The sequence below is a fragment of the Rhizobium sp. SU303 genome (assembly GCF_021052345.1).
GTDB classification, from domain to species: Bacteria; Pseudomonadota; Alphaproteobacteria; order Rhizobiales; family Rhizobiaceae; genus Rhizobium; species Rhizobium laguerreae.
The window spans coordinates 3,691,084-3,717,793 of record NZ_CP088095.1 but is presented as its reverse complement, the minus strand read 5'-3'; the positions used below and the strand labels follow the sequence as shown (position 1 = coordinate 3,717,793).

Below are 26,710 nucleotides of genomic sequence, written 5' to 3'. Positions count from 1 at the left end.
ATGCGAGCTATCGATTACACCCGGGCGGACAGCCTCGAAGCAGCCGTCGAAGCCTTTGCTGCGGTTGGCCTGGACGCGCGCTACATCGCCGGCGGCACAACGCTCTATGATCTGATGAAGCTCGGCGTGGAGCGGCCAGCGCATCTTATCGACGTTACCGGCATCATGGGCCTCGACACGATCGACACCGACGGCGACATACTGCGGTTCGGTGCCTTGGCGCTAATGAGCGACGTTGCTTACACGCCGGCGGTGCAGGAAGGATATCCCATCCTGTCTGAGAGCCTGCTGAAAGCAGCCTCGCAGCAACTGCGCAATATGGCCACAGTTGGCGGCAACCTGCTTCAGCGAACCCGCTGTCCCTATTTCCGCAACGGCGCCGGGTCACTGTCTACGGTCGGCGTGTACCCCTGCAACAAGCGTGTCCCCGGTTCCGGTTGCGCGGCAATCGGCGGGTTGGACCGAGGCCATGCGATCCTTGGAGTGAGTGACGCTTGCATCGCGGTCTCACCGGGCGACTGGCCAGTGGCGTTGACGGCGATGGGCGCATCGGTCGAAATTCATGGACCCGCAGGAACGCGCACTGTTCCGATTTCGGACTTCTACAGGCTGCCCGGCAATACCCCACATCTGGAATTCAATATAGCCCCAGCCGAATTGATCACGGCCATTATCGTCCCGAAAGCGCCAAGCCGTTCCTCGACTTATCACAAGATTCGCGACCGGGAGAGTTTTGCGTTCGCGGTGGCATCCGCCGCAGTCGTGGTCGAAATGGAAGGAGCCGATGTCCGAACGGCGCGCATTGCACTTGGCGGGGTCGCAACGATCCCATGGCGAGCGCAGAGTGCCGAAGAGACGCTGCGCGGCAAGCAATTAACGCCCGAGCTCGCTCTTGAAGCTGGCCGGGCCGCATTCAAGGATGCGCGCCCGGGTCAGCACAATGCCTTCAAGTCCGATCTGGGAGCCCGGGTTGTTGCCGATGCCTTGATGATTGCCGCGGAAAGGAGAGCGTGATGCCGTCACAAACCTTCTCGGAAATCGCCCGCGTCGACGCCAGGGATAAGGTACAGGGCCGCACGAAGTACGCAGCCGATATCCGGCTGCCGGGTATGCTGCATGCGATGCTGGTCCCTGCCACCATCGCGAAAGGCAAGGTCACAAAAGTTGACGTCACCGCCGCGACCAAAATCCCCGGTGTCGTTCATGTCCTGTCCATCGGCGATTTTCCCTCACTTCGTCCACAAATATCGTTTCGCGGGCAGCCCATCGCACTGGTCGTCGCTGAGACGATCGAGGCCGCGATCGAGGGTGCTGAAGCCGTGTCTGCTGACTACGAAGCGGCGCCATTTCTGCCCTTGATGACCAGTCCCGGCGCACAACGCGTCCCGGCAGAAGGCTTTAATACAGGCGACGTCGACAAAGCGTTTGAAAATGCAGGCGTAATCGTCGAGGGCACTTTCGAGACGCCAACCCAGCACCATAACCCCATGGAATTGTTCGGGACGGTCGCGGAATGGTCTAACGGGCGACTGACGGTCCATGAGGGCTGCCAGAATATTGAAGCGGCGAAGGGCGCACTCGTTAAAGCGCTAGGCCTTACTCCGGGCCAGGTTGCGGTCAAATCCGAACATGTCGGAGGAGGGTTCGGGCAGAAGTCTCCTCCCAAGCTTCAATCCGCGTTGGTTGCCCATGCTGCCAGGCTCACAGGGCGGCCGGTTAAGCTGGTCACGCCTCGTGGGCAGCTTTTCCATATCGCCAACTACCGGCCGCGCAGTGTTCACAATATCCGTCTCGCCGCCGATGCGGAGGGCCGCCTGGACGCCATCCTCTATGATGTGGTGCAAGAAAATATCCCCGACGGCGGATTCCGCTCAAGCGGTTACCATGAGGATATCGCGCGTCTTTATGCCATCGAAAATTTTCGAGCGACGGCCGGCGATATCCATATCGACCGCCAGATGCCGCGACACACCCGCGGGACGCATCCGTTCCCTGCCGGGTTTGCGCTGGAGAGCCTGATCGACGAGATGGCCTACAAGCTCGGCAAAGATCCAGTTCAACTTCGTCTCGAGCATGAAGCAAAGAACGACATCATTGCTGGGCAGTCGCTGTCGCCGCATTTCCTGAATGACTGCCTGCGGGAAGGTGCAAGGCGCTTCGGCTGGAGCCGGCGAACACCTGAACCGGGATCGATGCGACTGGATGACGGCACGATGGTCGGATACGGTGTCGCATGCGGGATTTTCGGGGCGTCGGGGTCAGCTGCCGAGACGACACTGCGGGTACGTGCGGACGGCACGACACGGGTGATTTCGTCCGGACATGAAATGGGCCAGGGTATCCGGACTGCGGTCGCAAACACGATCATCCAAGGACTCGACATCAACCCCGATCGTCTGGAGATTTTGCTTGGGGATACGACTGTCGGTCCGCAGATGATGACTGTTGGTGAGCGGGGCACGGCCAGCATCATCCCTGTCACGGCGAAGGCTGTCAGGGCGTTGCGCGCCCGCTTTGATGAGCTTGCGGGACCGAACCCGCCGGCGGGCAATTTGCATGAGCAATTGGCGCGCCTGAAACGTCCCCAGATCGAAGTGGTGGTTTCGGAGCTCGCGCCCGGTCAGGACGCCTCCGCACTTGAAGCCTTTCGAACCGGGGGTCGTGCAGGTGCAGGCCCTGAATACCCGGGCTTTACATCAATGAGTTACATCGCTCAGTTCGTCGAAATTCATATCCAACCCAGAACGGGCCGCATCCGCATGCCGCGGGTGGTCAGCATTGCCGATGTCGGCCGGGTCGTCAGTCCGGTGACCGCTCGTGGACAGATGTATGGCGGCGTTGTCTGGGGTTTCAGCACGGCGCTTCGCGAGGAGACAGACGTCGATCCGCGTTTTGCCGGCTACCTCAACGCTGACTTGGCCGAATACCTCATGGCGGTTAACGCCGACATCGGTGACATCGACGTTGGCTTCATCGACAAACCGGACACGATGGTCAATTCGGTCGGCGTCAAGGGCATGGGCGAGCTCGTCATGCTTGGCACTGCTCCTGCGATAGCCAATGCGATTTATCACGCGACGGGCAAGCGCGTCAGAAAGCTGCCGATCCGCATCGAAGATGTCCTTTGAAGAAATCGGCCGCCAAGCGGTGCAAATGACTATTCTGTATTGGTCGACGGATCGCCTCTTGGCCGAACCGCTGTGAAACTTTGATACACTTTTTTCGATGCGAACCGCGCTCTCTTCTGTAAAAATAGCTCAAGAGGTTATGCAGATGCAGAATTCATCGCATGTCGTGGTTGTCGACGATCACAGCGATATCCGGGATCTGGTTCGACAGTATCTCGAGCAGCAAGGCTACAAGGTGAGCGTGGCAGAAAGCGGCGCGGCCCTTCGACGCCTGCTCGAACGCGAGCGCCAGGTGGTGGACCTGATCATTCTCGATGTCATGATGCCGGGCGAGGACGGATTGAGCGTGTGCCGTCAGGTGCGGGCCGCGACTGACATCCCGATCATTTTCCTGACCGCATTGGTCGAAGATACCGATCGTATCATCGGACTGGAACTTGGTGCTGACGACTACGTCGTGAAACCATTCAACCCCCGCGAACTCCTGGCTCGCATCAGAGCGGTGCTTCGGCGTGCGAGCAATCCGCTGACACAGCAGCGCATGACACAGCAGCAACGGGCCGTCCGTATCGGCCAGTGGCGCGTCAACATGGGACGTCAGGAAATTTCTGGTAGCGACGGCGTTGGAATACCCTTGAGCACTGCTGAATTCCGTCTGCTGAAAGTCTTCATCGAAAGGCCCGGCCTGATCCTGAGCCGCGAACAGCTGCTTGATCTGACCGTCGGCAGGACGGCCGACATCTTCGATCGCAGCATCGACAATCAGGTGAGCCGGCTGCGCAAGAAAATCGAAGAGAACCCTAAAAATCCGTCGATCATCAAGACGCATTGGGGCGGCGGCTACAGCTTGGCTGCCGAGGTGGCGTTCGAATGAACCACCTCTGGAACAGAAGCCTGGCAACGCAACTTATCGCGTTTACGCTTGCGGCTTTGATCATTTCCCAGGCGCTGACGTTTCTAATCTCCTGGAAGGAGCATTCCAAAGCTCTCGACGCTGCAGCCAAGAGCGAATTCCTCAGTCGAGCGCGCACGCTGACCCGACTGGTGGAAACCGTACCGCCCGAATATCAAAAGCAGGCTCTGCTGGCGAGCGAGACGAGGGACTCGCGCTTTTGGGTGACCGATCGTGAAGCGGAAGACCCCGCCGCCTGGCGCCTGACGGCTGCGGCCGAGTTTTCCCGACCTCTGGAAAACTTCGTGGACCTCGTCAGGATCTTTCAAGACGGTTCAGCCAAGACGCAGATCCCTGATGCGAAGAGAGTCGCAGCGTCAAACGCCGGTGAGGGGTGGCGCGTTCCAATGCAGAGCCTCTGGGCGCTCCCGCAGCCGATCAAATATGTCTATTTCGACGGCTCGCGGGGCTATGGCCTTGTCATCAAGGTCGATGAGAGGACCTGGCTGAACGCAGCCTTCTATATGCGACAGACTGGAGGCTGGTGGACCTCCACGTCGCTCGCCTCACTCAGCCTGACGGCACTCATCCTGGCTCTGCTCGGTGTGTTCTTCGCCAGCCGCATATCAAGGCCGTTGCGACATCTTGCGACCTCGGCCGAAGCCTTGGGGCGGGGAGAAAACCTGCCGCCGCTTTCGGAAGAAGGACCGGAAGAGGTCCGGCGCACCGCCGAAGCCTTTAACAAGATGCAAGGCCGGCTGCACCGTTTCCTTGAAGACAGAACGAAGATGCTGGCCGCGATCGGTCACGATCTGCGAACGCCCCTGACGACCTTGAGACTGAGGACCGAATTCGTGCAGGATCAGGAGATCCAGCGAAAAATGCTGTCGACGATCGATGAACTTCAGGGCATGACCGAGGCCGCGATTTCTTTTGCGCGTGGCGAATCGACGGAAGAGGAAACGCGCGACATCGATCTGGAAGCGCTGGTTGGAAGCATCTGTGATGACCAGTCCGATCTTGGCAAGCCTGTCAGTTTTGTCGAAGGCGTGAAAATGACCTATCGCTGCCGGCCAGATGGTCTCAGACGCGCGGTGCGAAATCTCGTTGAAAACGCCGTGCGCTATGGCGGAGAGGCACAGGTCTTCATCCGGCACACGGCTGCGACCATCGACATCGTCGTCGAAGACCGCGGTCCAGGCATTCCCGACCTTATGAAGGAAAAGGTGTTCACGCCGTTTTTCCGGCTCGAGGCTTCGCGCAACCGCGACACCGGCGGGATTGGACTTGGACTGTCGATTGCGCGTGCTGCAGCAAGGCAGCATGGCGGTGACATTTCCTTCCTAACAGGAGACGGCGGTATGCAAGCCGTTCTTTCTCTGCCACGCGATGGCCGTGTGGACACGCCTGCTGTCCCCAAGGGGCGCGACTGGAAATCCCTGCGCGGGTCGATTGGGCTCCGTGCCCCGAACCTTGCCGAGAAGCCGACAAAGCCGCGGACGCAACATTGATCTCGGCGCCGTTGCACCTCCATTGTCATCCTCGGCAGGCGGCAGCCACCATCCACGTTCATGCGTATCGATCGAAAGTGCACCTTTGACAGCTATTTTCGTAGCGGTCCCGCGGCCTCTGGGCTCATGCTGCGACACTTGATTACATTTTGACTCGTCTGCGGCAAAGCTCTGCGACAAGGCCGAACTAACCTTCCCCTCATCAAGCACAAGGCGCGAACAAGACGCGCGTCTTTCAATCGTCGCTTCGACGATCGTCGGTTGGCCGCCCTACGCTTCCAGCCGCCGATGGAGACCACGGGCCGATCGACCGACGCGCGATCAACATGGAAAGGAATGGTCATGGCAGATCAGAACAACAGCTACAGAGTCGAACAACACAGCATTTCGGCGATCGCCAGAGGAGTGTTGGCCGACATTATTCTGTTTGCCTCCCTCATCTCACTGACGGCCGCCATCAGCCTGGCCGGCAATTGATGGTGGTTGATACACTTGGTTACAGTTTTGGTCGCGTTCGGCACACCCGTGCGACAGAGCCGGCTTAATTTCCCGCCGATCGCGATCCTGGTGCGGCGCAAAAGGGCGCCGCCTCGCGTGAAGACCGTTCACAGCCGCGCAAAGGTGTTCGATGATGCGAGCCAAATGCTTTTCGACCGTCTATGTTGCCATGATTTTTTGCCTCCCAGCCTTGCTTTCAAGTTGCAACGCCGACGTGGCGGCACAGGAGCGGCCAGCTCGTTCGAAACCTGAAGTCAGCGCGCAGACCCTGCATCGCCAAGCAGTGACCCTGACGACAGAATTGGCGGGCCGTACCGGTGCACAGATGGTTTCGGAGGTCCGCCCTCGCGTATCCGGCATCATTCTCAAGCAAAGTTTTGAGGAGGGCGGCTTGGTGAAAGCCGGCGACATCCTTTACGAACTTGACCCGATGCCTTTTGAGGCCTCCTACCGCAATGCCGAGGCTGCTATGCAGCGAGCCGAAAGTGCCCTCCCGAGCGCTCGAGCGCGCTCGCAGCGCTATGAGAGCCTGAGTGCGAACAGTGTCGTCAGCCGCCAGGATTTCGACGAGGCACGAACACAGATGCTGCAGGCCGAGGCGGACGTCGCCGCTGCCAGGGCAGCTCTTGAAACCGCCCGCATCGAACTCGAATATACCAAGGTTCGCGCCCCAATCGGCGGGCGTGTCGACGCTTCAAATGTCACCGAGGGTGCGCTGGTTACCGAAGACCAGGCGTCTCCAATGACGACAATTCGCCAGACGGACATCATCAATGTCGACCTTGTGCGCTCGAGCGCCAGCCTTCTCGCGCTCAACAAGGCGCTCGCGTCGCAGGATATCAAGCCACAGGAAGGCACGGTGACTGTCGAACTCCGGCTCGAGGACGGCAGCAAATACGGCCATCCCGGAAAGTTGCAGTTCCGCAACGGCGCCGTATCGCAAACGACCGGCATGGTTCTGCTGCGCGCCGTCTTCCCCAATCCGGAAGGCGCGCTCCTGCCCGGGATGTATGTGCGGGCACTCGTTGAAGACGGCTATGTCGAAGATGGCGTGCTCATTCCGCAGCGCGCGGTCTCGCGCAATAGCCGCGGAGAGGCCACGGCGCGTTTCATCAGCGCCGACGGGAAGATCGAGGAACGTGTTCTGGCCGTCGAGCGCGGCATCGGCAACAATTGGTTGGTGACCGCAGGCGTCGGGGAGGGTGATCGTGTCGTCGTCGAGGGCCTCCAGAGGGCGGCGATCGGCGAAGAGGTCCAAGTCACCGCAGTGACCGTCGATAACGAGACGGGGGAGTTCGTTGCCGTCGCCGAGGCGGGTCGGCCACCTGCAGGAAAACCCGCAGAGGTTTCCGTGCGGTTGCCTGACGCCGTAACGCGGTGAGGCGGCGCCATGTCGCGTTTCTTCATCAGCCGCCCGATCTTCGCATGGGTGCTTGCAATCGCCGTCATGATGACAGGTGCGATCGCAATCACGACCTTGTCCATATCGCAGTATCCGCAGATTGCTCCCACATCGGTTCGCATCACCGCCAATTATCCGGGCGCCGACGCGAAGACCGTCGAGGACTCGGTGACTAAGGTGATCGAGCAGGGCATGACGGGCATCGAAAATCTGGACTATGTGTCCTCGAACTCGTCCTCCACCGGCGAGGCGTCGATCACATTGACCTTTACGAGCGCCGCCGACCCCGATGTCGCACAGATGCAGGTCCAGAACAATCTCCAGCTCGTCCAGGCACGTTTGCCGAGCGCGGTCCAGGACACGGGGCTGACGGTATCGAAGTCGACGTCCAGTTTCTTCCTGATCGCCTCCTTCCTGTCTGAGGACGACAGTCTGTCCGGAACGGATATCGCCGACTTTGTCGACAGCTCCCTCATGGACTCGTTGCGGCGCGTGCCAGGCATTGGCGAGGTGCAACTGCTTGGCTCCTCCCGCTATGCCATGCGCATCTGGCTTGACCCCGACCGGCTCGCCCAGCATGGGCTTATGGTCACTGATGTGACGCAAGCGATCAGAGCGCAAAACACGCAGGTGTCCGCCGGTCAATTCGGGGCTCTGCCGCAGCGGCGGGGCCAACAGCTCAATGCCACCGTGACTGCGGGAAGCCGTCTCCAGAGCAAGGAGCAGTTCGAGGCAATCATCCTCGCGCGCGCTTCCGATGGCTCGGTCGTGACATTGAATGACGTTGCTGAGGTCGAACTTGGCTCCGAGAGTTATACCACGAGCGGAACCTATAGCGGTCATCCCTCCGCAGGCGTCGGCTTCCGCCTGGCGGCCGGCGCAAATGCGCTTGAAGCTGCAGAGGCGGTGCGCGCCGAGATCGAAAGCTACAGAGGTAGCTTCCCTCCAGGCGTAGAGGTCAAATATCCCCTCGACACGTCTCCTTCCGTGCGCCTGTCGATCGAGAGCGTCGTGGTGACATTGATCGAGGCTGTCATCCTCGTCTTCATCGTCATGTTCGTTTTCCTGCAGAACCTGCGCGCGACGATCATCCCGACGCTTGCGGTACCTGTGGTGCTGTTGGGGACCTTTGCTGTCATGGCTGTGTTCGGTTACTCGATCAACACACTCACCATGTTCGGCATCGTTCTTGCGATCGGCCTTCTCGTTGATGACGCGATCGTCGTCGTCGAGAATGTCGAGCGGGTCATGGAAGAAGAGGGGCTCGGGCCGCGCGAGGCGACCTTGAAGTCCATGGGTGAAATCAGCGGCGCCCTGATCGGTATCACGACCGTGCTGTCGGCGGTTTTCATCCCCATGGCCTTCTTCTCTGGTTCTGTTGGGATCATCTACCGGCAGTTCTCGATCACTATCGTCTCGGCAATGGTGCTTTCCGTGCTGGTGGCCCTGGTTTTCACGCCGGCGCTCTGCGCCACGATCCTCAGACCGCCCGGATCCGGATCCGAAAAGGCCGCGCCGTTTCGCTGGTTCAATGCCGGCTTCCAGAGGTTTACCGCACTTTACCAGCGCGCCACGCTTTCGATCGTCCGCCGGATCGGCGTGGCGCTCGTCCTGTTTGCGGCGCTATCGGGCGCGACCGTCCTGCTTTTCGCGAGGTTGCCGACCGCTTTTCTGCCGGAGGAGGACCAAGGCAGACTGATGACCTCTATCCAGCTTCCGCCGGGAGCGACGGCTGACCGGACGCGGAGGGTGCTGGACCAGGTGCTCGAATACTACCTGACCAGCGAGGCAAGCTACGTCGACGGCGTATTCGGCGCTACCGGCTTCAGCTTCGGTGGCCAAGGTCAAAATGTTGCGACAGTGTTCGTCGCTTTGAAGGATTTCGATCAGCGCTCGGCACCCGAAGCCTCTGCGCAGGCGATTGCCGGACGTGCGATGGCAGCCTTCGGCGCAATTCGCGATGCGCGTGTCATTGCCTTGTCGCCACCCGCCCTGCCGGGCTTCGGAAACAATAGCGGCTTCGATTTCTTCCTGCGAGACACCGGTGGCGCCGGGCATGAGGCGCTGATGGCGGCTCGTAACCAATTTCTGAGGACAGCTGCGGCGAATGAGAGGTTGTCGGGGACCAGGCCGAACGGCCAGGAGGATACACCGCAATATTCCGTTTCGATCGATCGCGGGCGGGCGAGCGCGCTCGGCATTACGCTTTCCGATATCGATGCGACGCTGTCGACGGCTTGGGGAGGCAGCTATGTGAACGACTTCGTCGACCGCGGGCGGGTCAAACGTGTCTATGTTCAGTCGGATGCGTCTTTTCGCATGCAGCCTGCCGATTTCGACCGCTGGCATGTCCGCAACGATCGCGGGGAGATGGTGCCGATTTCGGTCTTCTCGACAGGACGGTGGGATTACGGCTCGCCGCGGCTTGAGCGATACAATGGCGTGTCAGCGGTACAGCTTCAGGGCGCGGCGGCCGTAGGAATAAGCTCAGGTCAGGCGATGGCGGAGATCGACCGTATGGTGGGAGAGCTGCCTGCGGGTTTTTCGCACCAATGGACGAGCCTTTCGGCTCAGGAACGGCTTTCCGGCAATCAGGCCGTCTACCTCTATGCCATTTCCGTCGTGGTCGTCTTCCTGGCGCTTGCGGCGCTCTACGAGAGCTGGACGGTGCCATTCTCCGTCATGCTTGCCATTCCCGTCGGGGTCTTCGGGGCACTGGTTGCGGCAAGTACTTTCGGACAGGCCAATGACGTCTATTTCAAGGTCGGGCTTTTGACGACGATCGGTCTTGCGGCGAAGAACGCCATCCTGATCGTGGAATTTGCCATTACCGAGGAAGCCGGCGGGAAGGGATTGGTGGAGGCGACGCTTGAGGCCGCGCGCCAGCGGTTGCGGCCGATCCTGATGACATCCTTCGCTTTCATCCTTGGCGTCCTCCCGCTCGCCATCGCCGACGGCGCGGGTTCCGGTTCCCAAAACTCGATCGGTATAGGTGTCATGGGCGGCATGATATCGGCGACGCTTCTCGGCATATTCTTCATCCCCATGCTCTTCATCGTGACCCGGCGATTGTTCAGCCGCGGACCGCATCCCAAGCCTTACGCGGATGCGGGAGTAAGCGCTCCCGCCGAATAGGAGAGCATATCGACCGTCGGCGAGCGGCGCCCGCGAAGCCGCACTCTTCGACTTTCTTGAATACGCTTCGCCAGATGAGGATCACGAACATGCAGATGGCATTTCTCCACGGCGCGGCACCGCAGTTGCTCAGCGTTTTGCGCATCATCGCCGCCACGTCATTCTTCACGCATGGAATGATGAAATTGTTCGGTTGGCCGGCGCCGTTCGAATATCCGCTGAATGCGCTGCTTCTGGCGGCCGGCTTTCTTGAAGTCATCGGTGGTGTGCTTCTGGTGATTGGTCTGTTTTCTCGCCAGGTCGCTTTCCTGCTCTCCGGCCAGATGGCCTTTGCTTATTTTATTGGACACGGCTCACAAGGCTTCTTTCCCGCCCTCAACGGAGGGGAGACCGCAATGTTGTTGTGCTTCCTCTTCCTCTACATCGCCGCCGCCGGCCCGGGACCATGGAGCCTCGACGAGGTGGCTTCGAAGGCGCCTCCCGTGCAGCAGGGAGGTCCGTCTAACTGACTTTTGCGGGCGAGGTGGCGCTTGATTTATGTCATCGACGGTCCGCTAAGGTTCTCCACGGGCGAGCGCGCCCTCCGCGGATGTGCGACAGATTGATACAAAGTGCGCGATCACTGACAAATCCATCAGACAAGTTCGCGCTAGATTTCGGTCGGACCGGTTCCTTCATCCCCCACAACCAAGGGACCGGGTTCCCCCGCATCGGCAGCCTGACCCCACGGTTGCCGATGCCCCTTCAAGACGAAGCAAACCTGCCGTTGCTCCGGACCTCGAGAGGATCTGATATGAACGAGATGGTAGCCATCACTCCGCTTCCTGCACCCGTCCAAGCGAGAATGTCGGACGATCCGTCAGAGATTTTGCGCTTTGCCCTTGAGTGCTTCGACCGAGGAGAGGTCGCGATCGCAACACTCGTCGACATTCGAGGCGGGGCAGCTCGTTCTCTGGGTTCGCTGGTTGCGGTCGCTGTTGACGGCAGCTACTGCGGCTATGTCTCCGGCGGCTGCGTGGAGGCTGCGGTTGCTTTCGACGCACTCCTTGCGATTGCCGCGGGTCGGGATCGGACTATGATGTTCGGCCAAGGCTCTCCCTTCTTCGACATAGCCCTGCCGTGCGGCGGCGGCATCACCGTTGCACTCCATGTCTTGCGCGACATTTCGGCGATCCGGCTTGTCCTCGAACGCCTGGAACGGAGGCAGCCGGTTGGCCTTCGTTATGTGCCGTCCAATCAGTCTCTCGTGGCAGTGGATCCGCCTGTTCAATCTGGTTGGTTTGAAGACGAGTTTCTGTCGATATTCCTTCCGCGAACCCGCATCCTGATCTCGGGTCGTTCGCTCGAGGCGCGGGCCACGGCGCGCTGTGCAACGATCCTGGGCTACGATGTGATCCGGATCGAGAACGGCAATCCCCACTATGTCGCGAAAATGATCGACGCCTTCACGGCCGTGGTGCTTTTGCATCATGATCTCGAGGCTGAAGCGCCGCTACTCGGACTGGCGCTCAGTTCGCCGGCATTCTACATCGGTGCCTTGGGCAGCATGAAAACGCACAGCAGGCGTGTCGAAATGCTGACGAGATCTGGTTTTGCCAGAACCGACATCGATCGAATCAAGGCACCGATCGGGCTGTTCGGCCCGGCGCGAGACTCGACCTCCCTTGCCCTTTCGGTGCTCGCCGACATTGCAGCGATGAGGCAAGGCATCCGTGAGTCGTGAGGCCATTGACATCGAACTCGCCCTTGCTCTCGCCGAAACACCTTATTTGCCCTGTTCGCCCGTCTGTCGGCATGGAAGCTCGCCCCGAAGAAAGTGCCGATAGTCAGATCTGCTGTTCCATCTCCATCATGCTGTTGGCTGTAGGCACGGACGAGGATGATCCCGGTCACGATTGCAGCCGGCCGACACGAACGACACCATGTGGTTGGAGTAGCGGCCGTCATAGATTGTCCAGCGGCACCCTTGGACGCCAGGGCATTACGACGCGGCAGCCCGCGCTGAGCGGGTAGCTCGGTTCTCGCAATGTCCACGTTTCAGGCTGAACTTGACCGCTTGTCGGCTAGTGATCAAGCAATGACAAGGAATCTCCTGTTTTTGTGCTGTCGCACGGATCTTGCGATCCCTCTCGAAAGTTCTTAGGTCACCCGAGGTCTTTGCATTCTGCAAATTCCGTGATCGAGAGACCGACATGATCCTCACCCTCGCAGGCGTCAGAAAATCCTATTCCACTGCCGAGGGCCGGATCGAAATCCTGAAGGGCATCGATCTGGAAGTCGCCGCGGGCGAAACTGTTGCGCTCACCGGAGAGTCCGGCAGTGGCAAAAGCACATTGCTGCATCTGGCAGGCGGGCTCGACCGTGCAGACAGCGGCTCGGTCGTGATGGATGGCAGCGATCTCGCGCTATTTGCAGAAACCGATCGGGCCCGATACCGGAGAACCAAGGTGGGCCTGGTTTTTCAACAGTTTAACCTCATCCCATCCCTGAGCGTTGCAGCCAACATTTCATTTCACGCCAAGCTTGCAGACCGGTACGATCACGCTTGGGAAAGGCAGTTGATCGAGGAACTGGGGCTGGAAGAATACACCGCCCGATATCCCGAGCAGCTTTCCGGAGGGCAACAGCAGCGCGTTGCAATCGGGAGAACCTTGGCTGCTCGACCCCCTCTCATCCTTGCGGACGAGCCAACCGGCAACCTGGATGAGCAGACGGGCGATGCCGTCCTCGATCTGATGCTCAATCTCGCCCGGACAGTGGGATCGGCTCTGCTTCTCGTCACTCACTCCACGAGGCTCGCTGCTCGTCTGGACCGAACGGTGGTCCTTCGCGGTGGGAAGATTGCCGAATGAACGTCGTTGCATTCGCAGCCCTGCTATCACACTGGCGTCGGAGACCTCTCCAGCTTCTCACACTGGTCATGGGGATTGCGCTTGCGACAGCGCTCTGGTCCGGTGTTCAGGCTATCAACGCCGAGGCGAGAGCGAGCTATACCCGGGCAGCATCAGTTCTGGAGCAAGGCAACCTCCGGCAGATCGTTGCCAAGGACGGTGACGGCATAGCGACTGAGGTCTATGGCAGCCTGCGTCGAGCGGGTCTGAATGTTTCGCCCGTGATTGAGGGCAGCTACCGCTTCGGAAGCATAAGGGTCCGTTTGGTCGGCATCGAGCCTCTGACGATGCCAAGGGACACCCAGAATGCGACGATCGCCAGCGGTTCAGATCTGTCCGGCTTCTTTTCAGCCAGCGGACAGTTGCTCGTGTCGAGCGCCACTGCCGAGCGGCTTCGTGGCGCCACGAACATGAGCATCAAAATCAATGGCAACGTTCCCGACGGCGCCGCCTTCGTCGATATAGCGGTCGCCGATCGATTGCTCGAGAAGCACGGGAAGATCGACCGACTGGTGGTCGCAGCCGATCAAAAGATCACCCCCGAAGCAATCGATCAGGCGAGATTGACGATCCGCGAACCGGCGGAACAACCAGACGTCGCTCGCCTCACCGACAGCTTTCACCTCAACCTGACAGCCTTCGGGTTCCTTTCATTCATCGTCGGGCTCTTCATCGTGTATTCCGCCACGGGCCTGAGCTTCGAACAGCGTCGAGGCACTTTTCGTACACTTCAATCGCTTGGCGTCTCTCTCCGAGCATTGACCACGATGCTCCTGATCGAGCTTTCGATGCTGGCGCTGATATCCGGCCTGATCGGCGTCATACTCGGCTACGTCATTGCGTGGCTCCTGATGCCGGGTGTCGCCGCGACCCTCAGGGGCCTCTATGGCGCGAGTGTGTCAGGCTCGCTTTCCATTCGGCCGGAATGGTGGTTGGCTGGACTGGCAATTGCTCTCGGAGGAACCGCTGTCTCGTCAGCTCAGAGCCTGTGGCGGGTTTGGAAGCTGCCGATTTTGGCTGCCGCCCAGCCGCGGGCGTGGGCGAGACAATCCGCCGGGTTCCTTGCCTATCAGGCGGGAACCGGCGGGTTTCTGCTGATCCTGGCGGCTGCCCTTGCGATAACTGCGTCCGGGCTGGTAGCGGGCTTTGCGGTTCTTGGCTGCCTGCTTCTGGGAACAGCTCTGATACTGCCTGGACTTCTTGCGGTCATCCTGACCGCAGCGCAGCGAACGGCGCGGAGCGCCCTCATGGAATGGTTCTGGGCAGACACCCGCATACAGCTTCCCGGCCTGTCGCTGGCTTTGATGGCTCTGCTACTGGCATTGTCGGCGAACATCGGCGTCGGCACGATGGTATCCAGTTTCCGGTTGACGTTCATCGGCTGGCTGGATCAACGGCTGGCCGCCGAGCTTTACGTGACGGCCAAGGACGAGGAGGAAGCTGCACGGCTCCGCGCTTGGCTTCCGCAACGCTCGACGGCAGTCCTGCCCATCTGGAGCGTCGATGGTGAGGTGCTTGGCGAACAGATCCAGATCTTTGGTGTCGCGGACGATCCAACTTACCGAGAGCACTGGCCCTTGATCGCTTCCGACAATGACGTTTGGGATAAGGTCGCTGCCGGTCAGGGCGCTCTCATCAACGAACAGATGTGGCGTCGTGGCGCAAGTAAGATCGGCCAGCCATTGGTCATGCCTGGAGGTTGGAGTGTAACCGTTGCCGGTGTGTACTCAGACTATGGGAACCCGAATGGGCAAGTGATCGTCGGGATCAATAACCTGGTCGATCATTACCCCGATGTCCCCAAACTTCGCTACGGTGTCCGTGTGGCTCCCGAGCGAGCTCAGGATCTCAAGCGCCAGTTGGTCGAGGAATTTGGTCTGTCGGATACCGCGATCGTTGACCAGGCTTCGCTCAAGCGACAATCGAGAGCGATCTTCGACCAGACATTCAAGGTGACGAGCGCGTTAAACGTCCTCACCCTTGCTGTGGCAGGATTTGCCATGTTCTCAAGTCTTCTGACACTGTCCGGTATTCGGCTTCCTCAGCTCGCGCCAGTGTGGGCCATGGGTGTACGGCGACGGGATCTAGCGCTTTATGAAGTTGCCCGGACACTTGCGCTCTGGTTCACAACATTTGTGGCGGCCGTCCCGGTCGGTCTTGCCCTGGCGTGGGTCCTGGTTGCGATTGTCAACGTGGAGGCCTTCGGTTGGAGATTGCCAATGACGGTGTTTCCAATGGATTGGCTTTGGCTGGGAGCAACCGCTTTCATAGCGGCATCGCTGTCGGTGCTGGTGCCGGTTCAGCGCCTGGCCTCGATCAATCCTGCGGACCTGCTGAGGATTTTCGCCAATGAACGTTAGCAAGTTGGCGTTCCTCCTGATGGCGGCAGCTATGATCTGCGTAAGCGGTCAGGCGTTCGCACAGGGCTTCGCCGGATTGGGATCGGATGCGCAAGGTTTCGCGATCCCGGAGCGTGGCAATGGTCTTTATTTCCCCGCCGACCATGGCGCTCATCCTGATTACCGCATTGAGTGGTGGTATGTGACCGCCAATCTCAACGGTGATGATGGCAAACAATATGGTGCGCAGTGGACGCTGTTTCGCTCTGCGCTGGCTCCGGGAAACAAGACAGGTTTCGCAGATCCGCAAGTCTGGATCGGGCATGCAGCGATCACCAGCCAGGGCCATCACTATGTAGCGGAGCGCTTGGGCCGGGGAGGCGTCGGGCAGGCGGGCGTTCAGGCAACGCCATTTCGCGCGTGGATAGACGACTGGCGGATGGAGGACACCGGGCAAAGCGGCTCGGACTCCTTTGGCAACCTTTCAGCCTTCGCCGGCGGGCCGGACTTCAGTTATACCTTAGACCTCAAGGCCAATGGGCCACTCGTTTTCCAAGGTGACAAAGGCTTTTCGGTAAAGTCGGCGAACGGACAGGCGAGCTACTACTACTCGCAGCCTTTCTATGAGGTGGCGGGGACGATCATGACGTCCGGATCGCCGGTTAAGGTCTCCGGCAAAGCTTGGCTGGACCGGGAGTGGTCGTCGCAGCCGCTTGCATCCAATCAGACGGGCTGGGACTGGTTCTCACTGCACCTGAATTCCGGCGAAAAACTGATGGCTTTCCGCCTTCGTGACGACAAGGACGGGTTCATCTCCGCGAACTGGATATCCGCGGACGGGAGAACGACACCTCTGTCGAAAGACGACATCCAACTGGAGCCAACTCGGAACGCAGCCGTCGATGGACGCCAAATGCCGGTAGAGTGGCGTATACGCGTGCCGGGTAAGTCGCTCGATATCACGACCAAACCGTTGAACGACCAGTCCTGGATGGCGACCTCGACGCCTTATTGGGAGGGGCCGATCAACTTCACTGGCTCTACGTCAGGTGTCGGATATCTTGAGATGACCGGGTACTAGAGCGGTTCAGCTTTTAACGGAAGCGAAGAACCGCTCTATCCTTTTGTTTTTACGCAATTCCAGGAAAACCGCTTCGCACTTTTCCTGGAATTGCTCTAGCTGTTACCTTTCACCGATAGGTATCAGCTCCTTCGTTGAAGGATGCAAGCTCGCCAGCCCTTCAGCAAATTCCTACAGGATCGATCGGCGTCTGGCCTATTCAGTAAGCGTCCGGTGGTGTGTTGATCAGCGGGCGGCCAAGCGTTGACGAAGGTCCTGAAGCGGTCGATGAGGCTCTTGTTCGCCGGCGTGTCGGCTCCCGACCTGCCAGGGACAGCGGCCAGCGACGGGCAACCGATGCCGGCCGGCCTTTGATGTAGCATGGCGGGCGGGACACGTAGTGGTCTTTGCTGAGGCCGATGCGGCGTGTCGGTATCGGCGAGCTGTTGTACGACGGCGAGCTCGTGCGAAGAGTATGATCGCAGCCGCCACTCGGCGCCTCATAGATTTTCTCTGGTGGCGCAGGTGTATTCGAAGGCATGGGCCTAGCGTTCGCCATTGGCGATCGCATCTTTGATCAGCGGCACAGCCGACCCTCCAGCGCCGGGCCTGATGAACTGTATCCCGTGAGCACGGTGTGGATCTTGTAGGCCGTCGATCATCTAAGAGCTCGGGATTTCAACCGTCGCGCGTCGTGCGGGAGAGATCATCAGCCGGATCACTTCTCGTTCAAAAAATGTTGCGATGCAAAATCCGGAGAGCCTCTTTTATCGGGTTCTCGCCACCCCTTATTGTGCGCGTGCGAACAGATCGCTTCTGCAACCCGCCGGATGAGAGATTTTCCCGCTCCGACGTCCGGCCAGAAAGAGGATCCGAATATGGGTGATCTCCTGAAAGGTATCTCCAGTTTTCGCGGCGCCGTATTCCCGACCCATTCGGCGCTTTACCGCAAACTCGCTCGCGAAGGTCAGCAGCCCCATGCCCTGATGATATCTTGCGCCGACAGCCGCGTGATGCCGGAAACGATAACGCAGTCCGGCCCCGGCGATCTCTTCGTCTGCCGCAATGCAGGCAATATCGTTCCCCCCTTCTCGACCCTCAATGGTGGGGTCTCTTCCGCGATCGAATATGCCATTCTGGCGCTCGGCGTCAGTGACATTGTCGTCTGCGGTCACTCCGATTGCGGGGCGATGAAAGGGCTGTGCCACCCACAAATGCTGGAACCAATGCCTAATGTCGCAGCCTGGCTGCGGCACAGCCACGCCGCCTATTCGATTGTTTGCCAAGCCTATCCCGACGACCTTTCCGACGCTGAGCGTGTGCGTGCGGTAGCGATGGAAAATGTTGTCGTACAGATTGACCACCTGAAGACCCATCCATCAGTGGCGGCAAAGCTCGCGACCAGCGAAATCACACTCCACGGCTGGTTCTTCGACATCGAGACGGGTGAGGTCCAGGTCTATGACGGAGCATTGGCAGCATTTACCGAGGTGAGGGAGAATGAGCCGCTGCCAGTCGCTGTTACGGGGCGTGATCGCCCGCATGTCATGCCGCGCGTCGCGGCTACGCTAGCCGGAGAATAGTGCCATGATAAACAACGGCTCTGCCTTGTCGCGCGACCTCGCTTCTTCCGTGGTCGTTTTTCTTGTCGCCATTCCACTTTGCCTGGGAATTGCGATCGCCTCCGGAGTGCCCGCAGCCATGGGCCTGATCTCCGGTATTGTCGGCGGCTTGGCCGTCGGCCTTCTTGCTGGCTCACCTCTTCAGGTCTCCGGGCCTGCCGCCGGTCTTGCCGTGATCGTCTTCGGCTTCGTCGAACAGCATGGCATTGCCATGCTCGGTCCTGTGCTGCTCGTTGTCGGACTTCTGCAGATCGCGGCGGGTTTCCTGAGAATCGGCTCCTGGTTCAGAGCGATTTCTCCGGCGGTGGTTCATGGGATGCTGGCCGGCATCGGCATTTTGATCATCCTGGGACAGATCCATGTTCTCATGGGTGCCAAGCCCGCAGCAGGCGGCATAGAGAACGTCACCGCCATCGACGAGAGCGTCAGCCGGTTAACGGGCACCAATGTCACCAACGAGGCCGTCGCACTGTTGGTCGGCCTCATCGCTCTTCTTGCGATGGTGTGTTGGGAGAAATTCCGCCCGAAATCACTGTCGCTGGTCCCGGGAGCTCTTGTCGGTGTTGCTGCCGCTACAATCTTGACAATCACGCTTGAACTCCCGATCGCCCGCGTGGACGTGCCCGCCTCTCTAGTTGACAGCATATCCTTTCCGACGGCCGGGAATTTCGCCCAGCTTGTGCAGCCGGGCATTATTTTAATGACGTTGATGATTGCCGTCATTGCAAGCGCCGAAACGCTTCTTTCCGCGGCCGCCGTCGACCGAATGCACGATGGAGAACGTACCCGCTTCAACAAGGAACTATTCGCCCAAGGCGTCGGTAACGGCCTTTGTGGATTGCTCGGGGCATTGCCGATCACGGGTGTCATTGTTCGATCATCGGCCAATATCCAGGCTGGAGCTCGCACGCGCACCTCGGCAATATTACATGGCGTTTGGATACTGGCGTTGGTGGCGCTTTTACCGGGCGTGTTGGGAATGGTGCCGTTGACGGCGCTTGCCGCCGTTCTGCTCGTCACTGGCTGGAGGCTGATCAGTCTCCACCATGTGCGTCACTTGTTCGAGCACCATGGTCTCGTACCGGTCGGAATCTGGGCAGTGACGGTGGCCATGGTCGTCCTGCAGGATTTGCTGGTCGGCGTGGCGCTCGGTCTTGCGCTGTCGATTCTGGAAATTCTCCCCTATCTGCGCCGAAAGCTTGTGATCAGGCATGCTGAGATCGACGACGAAATTCATGTCCGTTTGCGCGGGGCGGTCACCTGCAAAGACGTGCCGGCGTTACTCAGCACGTTCGAAGGGCTACCCGACGGCCGCAAAGTCAATATCATCGGCAAACATCTGTTTTACATGGATCACACCAGTGCGGAGACAATCAGCGACTGGCTCAGGCGCGAGACGAAATCTGGCCGAATCGTCGAGATCCACCCGCCCCGGTCCGCCCGACATCCCCGCCTGAAGCCGCTATTTGCACGGCTCTCCGCCGAAGCCGCCTGATCGTTTGCGGGAGAGCAATTCAATTGCTCTCCCGCCTCGCAGCCCCGATCGAGGGCTGAACTTGACGATCAATAACACCGTGCCCAGCGCGGATTCATTCCGCTCAAACGATGTCGACGTCCTGCGAGGCCGACTATTCGTTGAGAAACTGCGGATAGGGTTTTTGCGGCCAGCCGATCGGCGAAGCTGCCGTAGCTCTTTTGCGCGTTTCGGGATCGGCGTGCGCGGAGGCGAAGATCGAGCGAACGCCGAAGGCAGCGTACAATTCGACCGCCGCTTGGATGCCATCCGTGCGATCGGCCAGGCGGATGTCCATGATCGCAAGAGCGGGGGTTGCCTGCTGCTGCGATGGACATCGCCTCACCGGCCGTGGCCGCGATGCCAATGACTTCAAAACTCGCGTCGCGCGCAGGCGGTTTCCCAGCTCGAGCGCTATCAGATACTCATCCTCCACGATGAGAATGCGTGACGGCGTTTCAACACCTGCCCTTGCTTGCTCCTATCCACGGCTCTTGCGTCGGCGCCACGCGGGTCATGAAGCGAGGCCATATTTTGCTAATTTCTATGCCGTTAAATTCTATATTATTATCATATTGATAGACTAGGCTTGGCGGAACCGTTTGCCGGTATAATTGCCGGTTAGTTTCGCTGCCTTCAACCTGACGACGCGGCAAGTGCTGGAGGGGTGGTTGGATGCGCAAAGCTTCGAACCGGAGGTCGAGTATCTAAAGATTCCCCCGCAAAATGATGGTCGCAGTAGAACCTATGTCTCCGGCAGATTTTGCCCGGTCTCACGAATTCTTGAACGCGGCGCGGTTATCAAGGCCCGATGCTTGCCCCATATGCGCAGCGACGGAGGCGGACGGCACACGATGCTCAGATGAAGCCGGTGCGGCTCCGTCATTGAACCAGCGAGATGCCGCAATGTCATTCAAACCGCTACTTGGTGACGGACGGATTCGGAGCCAGGAGGAGAGGTCTGAGCCGCTGCAAACGGCGTCATGGGCCGGATCGTCGATCGTTTTCGACAATCGGCGGTGGGCGTGCCGGGAGGCGGAACTTCGCTGGACAGCTCCTCATCATCTGGTCGTCCTGACCGAGGAAGGGGGAACGTCTCAAACGTCTATCCGGCATGAGGCAAAATCCGTGTACGACGGACAGGATCGCCCAGGGGCCCTCACCTTCGTGCCCGCGGGTGCCGAGCGATTCGGCTTCTACCGGAACGTGGACCTCACCTACTCGGCCCTATGGATCGATCCCGACGCCAGGATTTCAGGATGTGAAAGCTTGGGGGATTTGCCGATCCTGGTGAACAAGAAAGACCCGGTCATCGCCACGCTCGTGGGCTCGCTTCACGACGAGATGGCGCTCGGCCATAAGCCGGACACCGCCTATGTCGAGCATCTGGCCGCCCTTGTTGGCCTCCGCGTGGCGACCTTGAACAAGGAGCACAACTCGGTTCAGGGTCACGGCTGCCTCAGCCGTCGGGCGCTTGGTCGCGTTCGGGACTATATCGAGGCACACATGAATTCCGACATTTCGCTGAGCGCACTGGCAGCCGTCGCAGACATGGCCGTCGACAGTTTCGCACGCCGCTTCAAAGCGACGACCGGCCTTGCGCCCTATGCATATGTGATCGAGGAACGTGTGTGGCGAGCTGAGACGCTGCTACGCGAAACAGGTTTGTCGATCGGCACGATTGCCTTTCGGCTCGGCTTTTCAAGTCAGAGCCACTTCACAACGACATTTCGGCGTCTGAGGGGCATGACCCCTCGGGTCTATCGGATGCATTTTTCTCCGGGATCCTGACATTGCTGCCGATTTCCTGAAAGAAAGCCGCCGCACGCCTCTCCACCTCCAGTATCGATGAGTAGCACCACCCGAGACGCACGCTATCGGGTCGGTTGCCGTCAACGTTTTTCATTGCGATTGGGAGATCATGCATGGCTGAAACAGACCACAGGAAGGGGCCGACGCGTCGAACAGTATTGCAAGGCGGAGTCGCGACCGGCTTGTTCCTGGCAACCGGGATGCCGGTTGCCGCCGAGCAGGCGGACACCGCCACGGCCGCCGCATCGCCCACGCCAACACCGACCACGCCGATGTCCTTGCGGATCAACGCGAAGGACTTTGCCGTTGAGCTCGACCCGCGCACGACGCTGCTCGACGCCTTGCGCAACCATCTCGGCCTCAGCGGCTCGAAGAAAGGCTGCGACCACGGCCAGTGCGGTGCATGCACGGTGCTTATTGATGGGCGCCGGATCAATTCCTGCCTGACGCTTGCCGCAATGCACCAGGGCGACGAGATAACCACCATCGAGGGCCTTGCCGAGGGCGATCAGCTGAACCCGGTCCAGGTCGCCTTCATCGCCCGCGATGGTTTCCAGTGCGGCTACTGCACGCCAGGCCAGATCTGTTCCGCGGTCGGCATGCTGAGTGAAGCCAAGGCAGGCTGGCCTAGCCATGCGAGCGCCGACGTGGCAGCGGCTTCCATCGCTCTCACCGATGCCGAGATCCGTGAGCGGATGAGCGGCAACATCTGCCGTTGCGCCGCTTATCCGAACATCGTCGCCGCGATCCGCGACGCGGCAGGGGAGGCGTGAGCAAATGCAATCTTTTACTTATCAACGCGCGGAAAGCGTCGAGCAGGCGGCCGCTGCGGTCGCGACCCGGCCGGACGCCAGGTTCATCAGCGGCGGCACCAACCTTCTCGACCTGATGAAGCTCGAGATCGAGCGGCCGGCACATCTCGTCGATATCAGCCGCTTGCCGCTCGATCGGATCGAGGAAACGGATGAGGGCGGGCTTCGGATCGGTGCCCAGGTCCGCAACAGCGATCTCGCGGCTGATCCGCGGGTAAGGTCACGCTATCCAATGCTCACACAAGCGCTGCTGGCGGGAGCTTCCGGCCAGATACGCAACAAGGCCTCGACCGCCGGCAATCTCCTGCAGCGCACGCGCTGCCCCTACTTCTACGACCGCAGCATGCCTTGCAACAAGCGCGAGCAGGGTTCGGGCTGTGCGGCGCTTCAGGGCTTCAATCGCATGCATGCGGTATTCGGCGCGAGCCAAGCCTGCATCGCGGTCCATCCCTCCGACATGGCGGTCGCCATGTCCGGGCTGGATGCCAGGATCGAAACCATATCGTCCGGCAACAAGACTCGCACGATCCCGATCGGCGATCTCCATCGATTGCCCGGTACGACGCCTGACGTGGAGACCGTGCTCGACCATGGCGAGATGATCGCCGCGGTTACCCTGCCGCCTCCACCACCTGGCCGTCAGGTCTACCGCAAGGTGCGCGACCGAGCGTCCTTCGCCTTCGCGCGGGTCTCGGTGGCTGCGATCGTCGAGAAAAGCGGCGACCGCATCCGAAGCGCCCGGATCATCCTGGGCGGCGTGGCAGGCAAGCCTTGGTGCGCAACGGGGGCCGAGCAAAGGCTTGCGGGAGCGGTGACGTCCGATGCCGCCATTACCGACGCGGCCGAGGCAGCACTCGCCGGAGCGGTCGGGCATGGCGGCAATGATTTCAAGATCCCGCTGGCCAAACGAACCGTGCGGCACACGCTCGCCGCCGCCATCGAACGTGCATGAGGTGATGCGATGACAGAGACGACGACCCCGAACGACTGTTCTCAGATGCAGGCGCCTAACAGGAGATCGGCATGAAACTTACGCGACGCGCCGTTGCCGCCTCGGGTGGCGCCCTTTTCGTCTCTGCCGCCGCAGCTTGGGGCGCCACATCTGATCCGGGAGCTCGACGCATGCTTGAGGCGGCCGTCGACGCCTTCTTTACCGGCTGGGCTTCCGGCGACTGGACGGCATTCCTCGATTGTTGCGATGAGACGATGACCTTCCAATTCCCTATCGGCGAACAACGAGGTCGACCACGGACCCCCCGAGGGCAAGCGGGCACTAATAGCCTGGACCGCCGCGCATCAAGCGCAGGGAAACAGGATCACGGAATCGACAGTCGATCTCAAGCTCTTCGCCGCCGACTGGGTCATCGTCTGCGATCGCGGCAGCGGGACAATTGGTGGCGCGCCGTACACTGGCCTGCATGCGATCTTCATGCGAGCCGACTCGACAGGGAAGCTGGTTGAGTTTCGCGAGTATTTCGGCGAAATCGCCGCGTGAGCCCGGCCACCGCGCGATGAACATGAAGGTGCGAGGATGAGGCATCGTCGCGGCCTCCATACCTTCGAACGCCAAAATGAAAAAGCTCAAGGTGACTTATGAACGAGACCAAACCTGGACTGCCTGCCGATTCGACCGGCTCCGCCACCCATTCAAGTGTGAAGCCTCGTCCCAATGCTGGCTTCATCGGCCGGTCAATCGACCGCGTCGACGGCCCGCTCAAGGTGACGGGGCGGGCCACCTACGCCTATGAGCACATGCTGGACGGCATGGCCTATGGCTATATTCTCGGCGCCGCCGTCGCCAAGGGCCGCATCGCCGAGATCGACACGGCCGAAGCCGAGCGGGCGCCGGGCGTGCTCCACGTCATGACGCACCGCAATGCGCCGGCCCAGCCGGATTTCGGGCCGGCCGCCACGTCGACCGTGCCGGAGGTCTTCACACGCGCCCGGCCAGCGCTCAACAGCGACCGGGTGCGGTACCATGACGAGCCAATCGCGCTGGTTGTCGCGGAGACCTTCGAGGCGGCACGTGCAGCGGCGGGCCTCATCGGAGTACGCTATGAGGAGGATCCGGGTCGATACGATTTCCGGACGCGTATCGCCAACGCCTATAGACCAAAACGGACCAACGCCGGCCTACAGACCGACAGCGTGATCGGCGACTTTGATAGCGCTTTTGCGGCGGCTCCGGTCACGATCGATGCAAGCTACCGAACACCGTTCGAACATCATAATCCGATGGAGCCCCATGCGACGCTCGCCGCCTGGTCGGGCAACGAGTTGACGATCTACACGTCGGCGCAGACCCTGGCGAACTTCCGGGCGGGCGTCGCCAGCACGCTCGGCATTGCGCCGGAGCGCGTGCGCATCGTCAGCCCCTTCATCGGCGGAGGCTTTGGCAGTAAGTTGATCGCCCATGCCGACACGATACTGGCCGCACTCGCGGCGCAGGCCCTGCAGCGTCCGGTGAAGATCGCGCTTACGCGACAACAGATGTTCGCCAATGCCGGGCACCGCGCGGAGATGATCCAGCAAGTGCGTCTTGGCGCGGACAATGACGGCCGGCTCGCCGGGATCGCACACGACGTTTGGTCCGCGACATCCAGCTTCGAGGAGTACTGCGAGCAAACGGCAGCCTTTACTCGCTCGCTCTATGCGGCGCCGAACCGTATCACTCGCCACCGGCTGGTTCCGCTGGATATCAACCGTGGTGAGTGGATGCGCTCGCCCGGTGAAGCGCCCGGCATGCTGGCTTTCGAATGCGCCATGGATGAGCTCTCCGAGCGGCTCGGCCTCGATCCGATCGAACTCAGGATCCGCAATGAACCGGCGCAGGATCCCGAACGCGGCGTGCCCTTCTCCACCCGCAACCTCGTCGCCTGCATGGAGGAAGGCGCGCGTCGCTTCGGCTGGCAGCGCAGAGACCCGACACCGGGCCGCGTCCTGGAGGACCGCAAGCTCATTGGCTACGGCATGGCGGCTGCGATCCGTCCGAACTACATCGGCGCGGCGACAGCGCGGGTCGCAATCGACCGGGACGGCCAGGTGACGGCTCGCCTCGACATGACCGACATCGGCACAGGCACCTATACGATCCTGACCCAGATTGCCGCGGAGAACCTCGGCCTACCGATCGCGTCGGTCAAGGTGAAGCTCGCGACAGCCGCTTCCCGCGCACCGCCGGCTCCGGCGGCTCCTGGGGTGCGGCAAGCGCGGGGTCAGCGCTGCATAACGCGTGCGACGCCCTCAAGCAGCGGATTCTGGAGGCGGCGCGGACGAGCGAAGCTTTACACACAGCGAATGCCACCGAGACAAGGTTTGTCGACGGCGAGGTCACGGTCGGCCAAAGGTCGGCAAGCCTGGTCGATCTCATCCGCAAGATCGCTCCCGACGGGTTCGAGGCCGAAGGCTCCGTGGCCGCGGGCGCTACCACCGAGTCATACAAGGCCTACTCCCAGCATTCCTATGGAGCCCATTTCGCCGAGGTTGAAGTCGATTGCGATACCGGCGAGATCCGTATGCGCCGCATGCTGGCTGTAATGGCCGCAGGCCGCATCCTCAACGCCAAGACCGCGCGCTCGCAAATCCTCGGCGGCATGACCTGGGGCATCGGCGCGGCGCTTATGGAAGAGACCGTGCTCGATCCGCGCTTCGGCCACTTCGTCAATCACGACCTTGCCGAGTATCACGTCCCGGTCAATGGCGACGTTACAGCGATGGAGGTCGTGTTCCTCGAAGAACATGACGACAAGGCCAACCCGCTCGGCGCAAAGGGCCTCGGCGAGCTCGGCGTCTGCGGTGCGGGCGCTGCCGTAGCCAACGCCGTCTACAATGCGACCGGGGTTCGGGTACGCGAATTTCCCATCACCTTGGACAAAGTGCTGCCTGCCTTGCCGTTGACTTCCATTTGATGCCGGAAAATCGATCTCGCCATCACCGCGCAGGTTGCCGTGACCTCATGAACAGCTTAGCCGATTGACGCTCCCCTTGGGAGCAGCACGTTGAAGATTGTGGTGGCTAGAACAGGATGATTTTAGGCCGGGTCGGCCTAAAATCTGAATCCTGTTCTACATTATATAGTTAGAGCATGATGTCGTC

The 26,710-nt window shown here is 60.5% G+C and carries 19 protein-coding genes and 1 pseudogene; 18 read left to right on the top strand and 2 right to left on the bottom strand.

The window, feature by feature from the left end:
- The 14 genes from RlegSU303_RS18460 to RlegSU303_RS18400 all read left to right on the top strand — a co-directional run bounded on the left by RlegSU303_RS18460 (position 1) and on the right by RlegSU303_RS18400 (position 19,973).
- Positions 1-1,014, top strand: a complete 1,014-nt coding sequence (locus RlegSU303_RS18460) for an FAD binding domain-containing protein (RefSeq protein ID WP_131719245.1) — start codon at positions 1-3, stop codon at positions 1,012-1,014.
- Positions 1,014-3,128, top strand: coding sequence for a xanthine dehydrogenase family protein molybdopterin-binding subunit (locus tag RlegSU303_RS18455; RefSeq protein ID WP_131719244.1), 2,115 nt, complete (start codon positions 1,014-1,016; stop codon positions 3,126-3,128). The genes RlegSU303_RS18460 and RlegSU303_RS18455 overlap by 1 nt, the downstream gene beginning before the upstream one ends.
- Positions 3,129-3,273: 145 nt before the next feature.
- Positions 3,274-4,002, top strand: coding sequence for a response regulator (locus RlegSU303_RS18450; RefSeq protein ID WP_026158848.1), 729 nt, complete (start codon positions 3,274-3,276; stop codon positions 4,000-4,002).
- A complete protein-coding gene (locus tag RlegSU303_RS18445; protein WP_131719243.1) occupies positions 3,999-5,531 on the top strand; it encodes an ATP-binding protein in 1,533 nt (510 codons plus the stop codon). Before RlegSU303_RS18450 ends, RlegSU303_RS18445 begins: the two co-directional genes overlap by 4 nt.
- A 342-nt stretch (positions 5,532-5,873) precedes the next feature.
- Positions 5,874-6,008: a hypothetical protein gene (locus tag RlegSU303_RS34245; RefSeq protein ID WP_261338009.1), complete on the top strand. Its 135-nt coding sequence runs from the start codon at positions 5,874-5,876 to the stop codon at positions 6,006-6,008.
- Positions 6,009-6,159: 151 nt separating this feature from the next.
- Entirely contained in the window at positions 6,160-7,410 is a 1,251-nt protein-coding gene (locus RlegSU303_RS18440) for an efflux RND transporter periplasmic adaptor subunit (protein ID WP_131719241.1), read from the top strand.
- 9 nt (positions 7,411-7,419) lie between these two features.
- The gene (locus tag RlegSU303_RS18435) at positions 7,420-10,566 is read left to right on the top strand and encodes an efflux RND transporter permease subunit (protein WP_168279729.1); all 3,147 of its coding nucleotides are present in this window, start codon (positions 7,420-7,422) and stop codon (positions 10,564-10,566) included.
- 89 nt (positions 10,567-10,655) lie between these two features.
- Positions 10,656-11,075 (top strand): DoxX family protein, encoded by a 420-nt coding sequence (locus RlegSU303_RS18430; protein WP_131719239.1) that lies wholly within the window; start codon positions 10,656-10,658, stop codon positions 11,073-11,075.
- A gap of 284 nt (positions 11,076-11,359) precedes the next feature.
- Positions 11,360-12,289, top strand: coding sequence for an XdhC family protein (locus tag RlegSU303_RS18425; protein ID WP_131719238.1), 930 nt, complete (start codon positions 11,360-11,362; stop codon positions 12,287-12,289).
- A gap of 469 nt (positions 12,290-12,758) precedes the next feature.
- Positions 12,759-13,418 (top strand): ABC transporter ATP-binding protein, encoded by a 660-nt coding sequence (locus RlegSU303_RS18420; RefSeq protein WP_131719237.1) that lies wholly within the window; start codon positions 12,759-12,761, stop codon positions 13,416-13,418.
- Positions 13,415-15,817 carry an ABC transporter permease gene (locus RlegSU303_RS18415; protein WP_131719236.1) on the top strand — a complete coding sequence of 801 codons (2,403 nt, stop codon included), beginning with the start codon at positions 13,415-13,417 and terminating at the stop codon, positions 15,815-15,817. The genes RlegSU303_RS18420 and RlegSU303_RS18415 overlap by 4 nt, the downstream gene beginning before the upstream one ends.
- A complete protein-coding gene (locus RlegSU303_RS18410) occupies positions 15,807-16,877 on the top strand; it encodes a lipocalin-like domain-containing protein (protein WP_131719235.1) in 1,071 nt (356 codons plus the stop codon). The genes RlegSU303_RS18415 and RlegSU303_RS18410 overlap by 11 nt, the downstream gene beginning before the upstream one ends.
- Before the next feature lie 857 nt (positions 16,878-17,734).
- Positions 17,735-18,439 carry a carbonic anhydrase gene (locus RlegSU303_RS18405; protein WP_131630029.1) on the top strand — a complete coding sequence of 235 codons (705 nt, stop codon included), beginning with the start codon at positions 17,735-17,737 and terminating at the stop codon, positions 18,437-18,439.
- A 4-nt stretch (positions 18,440-18,443) separates the two neighbouring features.
- Positions 18,444-19,973 carry a SulP family inorganic anion transporter gene (locus RlegSU303_RS18400; RefSeq protein ID WP_131719234.1) on the top strand — a complete coding sequence of 510 codons (1,530 nt, stop codon included), beginning with the start codon at positions 18,444-18,446 and terminating at the stop codon, positions 19,971-19,973.
- A 133-nt stretch (positions 19,974-20,106) separates the two neighbouring features.
- Here the strand turns inward: RlegSU303_RS18400 and RlegSU303_RS18395 are convergent, their stop codons facing one another.
- Positions 20,107-20,289, bottom strand: coding sequence for a response regulator (locus RlegSU303_RS18395; RefSeq protein ID WP_165507524.1), 183 nt, complete (start codon positions 20,287-20,289; stop codon positions 20,107-20,109).
- A gap of 830 nt (positions 20,290-21,119) precedes the next feature.
- Here RlegSU303_RS18395 and RlegSU303_RS18390 point away from each other — a divergent pair.
- The 3 genes from RlegSU303_RS18390 (at position 21,120) to RlegSU303_RS18380 (ending at position 23,567) form a co-directional block, all read left to right on the top strand.
- The gene (locus RlegSU303_RS18390) at positions 21,120-21,782 is read left to right on the top strand and encodes a helix-turn-helix domain-containing protein (protein ID WP_231283244.1); all 663 of its coding nucleotides are present in this window, start codon (positions 21,120-21,122) and stop codon (positions 21,780-21,782) included.
- A gap of 134 nt (positions 21,783-21,916) precedes the next feature.
- Positions 21,917-22,576, top strand: coding sequence for a 2Fe-2S iron-sulfur cluster-binding protein (locus RlegSU303_RS18385; protein ID WP_094087522.1), 660 nt, complete (start codon positions 21,917-21,919; stop codon positions 22,574-22,576).
- A gap of 4 nt (positions 22,577-22,580) precedes the next feature.
- Entirely contained in the window at positions 22,581-23,567 is a 987-nt protein-coding gene (locus tag RlegSU303_RS18380; RefSeq protein WP_231283243.1) for an FAD binding domain-containing protein, read from the top strand.
- A 321-nt stretch (positions 23,568-23,888) separates the two neighbouring features.
- Here RlegSU303_RS18380 and RlegSU303_RS18375 read toward each other — a convergent pair whose 3' ends face one another.
- Positions 23,889-24,200: a hypothetical protein gene (locus tag RlegSU303_RS18375; protein ID WP_165507523.1), complete on the bottom strand. Its 312-nt coding sequence runs from the start codon at positions 24,198-24,200 to the stop codon at positions 23,889-23,891.
- Between the two features lie 8 nt (positions 24,201-24,208).
- On the opposite strand from RlegSU303_RS18375, the pseudogene RlegSU303_RS18370 reads away from it, so the two are divergent.
- Positions 24,209-26,523 (top strand): annotated as a pseudogene (locus RlegSU303_RS18370) (xanthine dehydrogenase family protein molybdopterin-binding subunit).
- Positions 26,524-26,710: the final 187 nt, after the last annotated feature.

What these genes read in the sequence shown, in the direction of transcription:
- RlegSU303_RS18425 (WP_131719238.1), top strand. Translation starts at nt 11,360, where the DNA reads ATGAACGAGATGGTAGCCATCACTCCGCTTCCTGCACCCGTCCAAGCG.
- RlegSU303_RS18400 (WP_131719234.1), top strand. Translation starts at nt 18,444, where the DNA reads ATGATAAACAACGGCTCTGCCTTGTCGCGCGACCTCGCTTCTTCCGTG.
- RlegSU303_RS18385 (WP_094087522.1), top strand. Translation starts at nt 21,917, where the DNA reads ATGGCTGAAACAGACCACAGGAAGGGGCCGACGCGTCGAACAGTATTG.
- RlegSU303_RS18420 (WP_131719237.1), top strand. Translation starts at nt 12,759, where the DNA reads ATGATCCTCACCCTCGCAGGCGTCAGAAAATCCTATTCCACTGCCGAG.
- RlegSU303_RS34245 (WP_261338009.1), top strand. Translation starts at nt 5,874, where the DNA reads ATGGCAGATCAGAACAACAGCTACAGAGTCGAACAACACAGCATTTCG.
- RlegSU303_RS18395 (WP_165507524.1), bottom strand. Translation starts at nt 20,289, where the DNA reads ATGGACATCCGCCTGGCCGATCGCACGGATGGCATCCAAGCGGCGGTC.
- RlegSU303_RS18430 (WP_131719239.1), top strand. Translation starts at nt 10,656, where the DNA reads ATGCAGATGGCATTTCTCCACGGCGCGGCACCGCAGTTGCTCAGCGTT.
- RlegSU303_RS18405 (WP_131630029.1), top strand. Translation starts at nt 17,735, where the DNA reads ATGGGTGATCTCCTGAAAGGTATCTCCAGTTTTCGCGGCGCCGTATTC.
- RlegSU303_RS18410 (WP_131719235.1), top strand. Translation starts at nt 15,807, where the DNA reads ATGAACGTTAGCAAGTTGGCGTTCCTCCTGATGGCGGCAGCTATGATC.
- RlegSU303_RS18450 (WP_026158848.1), top strand. Translation starts at nt 3,274, where the DNA reads ATGCAGAATTCATCGCATGTCGTGGTTGTCGACGATCACAGCGATATC.
- RlegSU303_RS18455 (WP_131719244.1), top strand. Translation starts at nt 1,014, where the DNA reads ATGCCGTCACAAACCTTCTCGGAAATCGCCCGCGTCGACGCCAGGGAT.
- RlegSU303_RS18435 (WP_168279729.1), top strand. Translation starts at nt 7,420, where the DNA reads ATGTCGCGTTTCTTCATCAGCCGCCCGATCTTCGCATGGGTGCTTGCA.
- RlegSU303_RS18380 (WP_231283243.1), top strand. Translation starts at nt 22,581, where the DNA reads ATGCAATCTTTTACTTATCAACGCGCGGAAAGCGTCGAGCAGGCGGCC.
- RlegSU303_RS18460 (WP_131719245.1), top strand. Translation starts at nt 1, where the DNA reads ATGCGAGCTATCGATTACACCCGGGCGGACAGCCTCGAAGCAGCCGTC.
- RlegSU303_RS18445 (WP_131719243.1), top strand. Translation starts at nt 3,999, where the DNA reads ATGAACCACCTCTGGAACAGAAGCCTGGCAACGCAACTTATCGCGTTT.
- RlegSU303_RS18415 (WP_131719236.1), top strand. Translation starts at nt 13,415, where the DNA reads ATGAACGTCGTTGCATTCGCAGCCCTGCTATCACACTGGCGTCGGAGA.
- RlegSU303_RS18440 (WP_131719241.1), top strand. Translation starts at nt 6,160, where the DNA reads ATGATGCGAGCCAAATGCTTTTCGACCGTCTATGTTGCCATGATTTTT.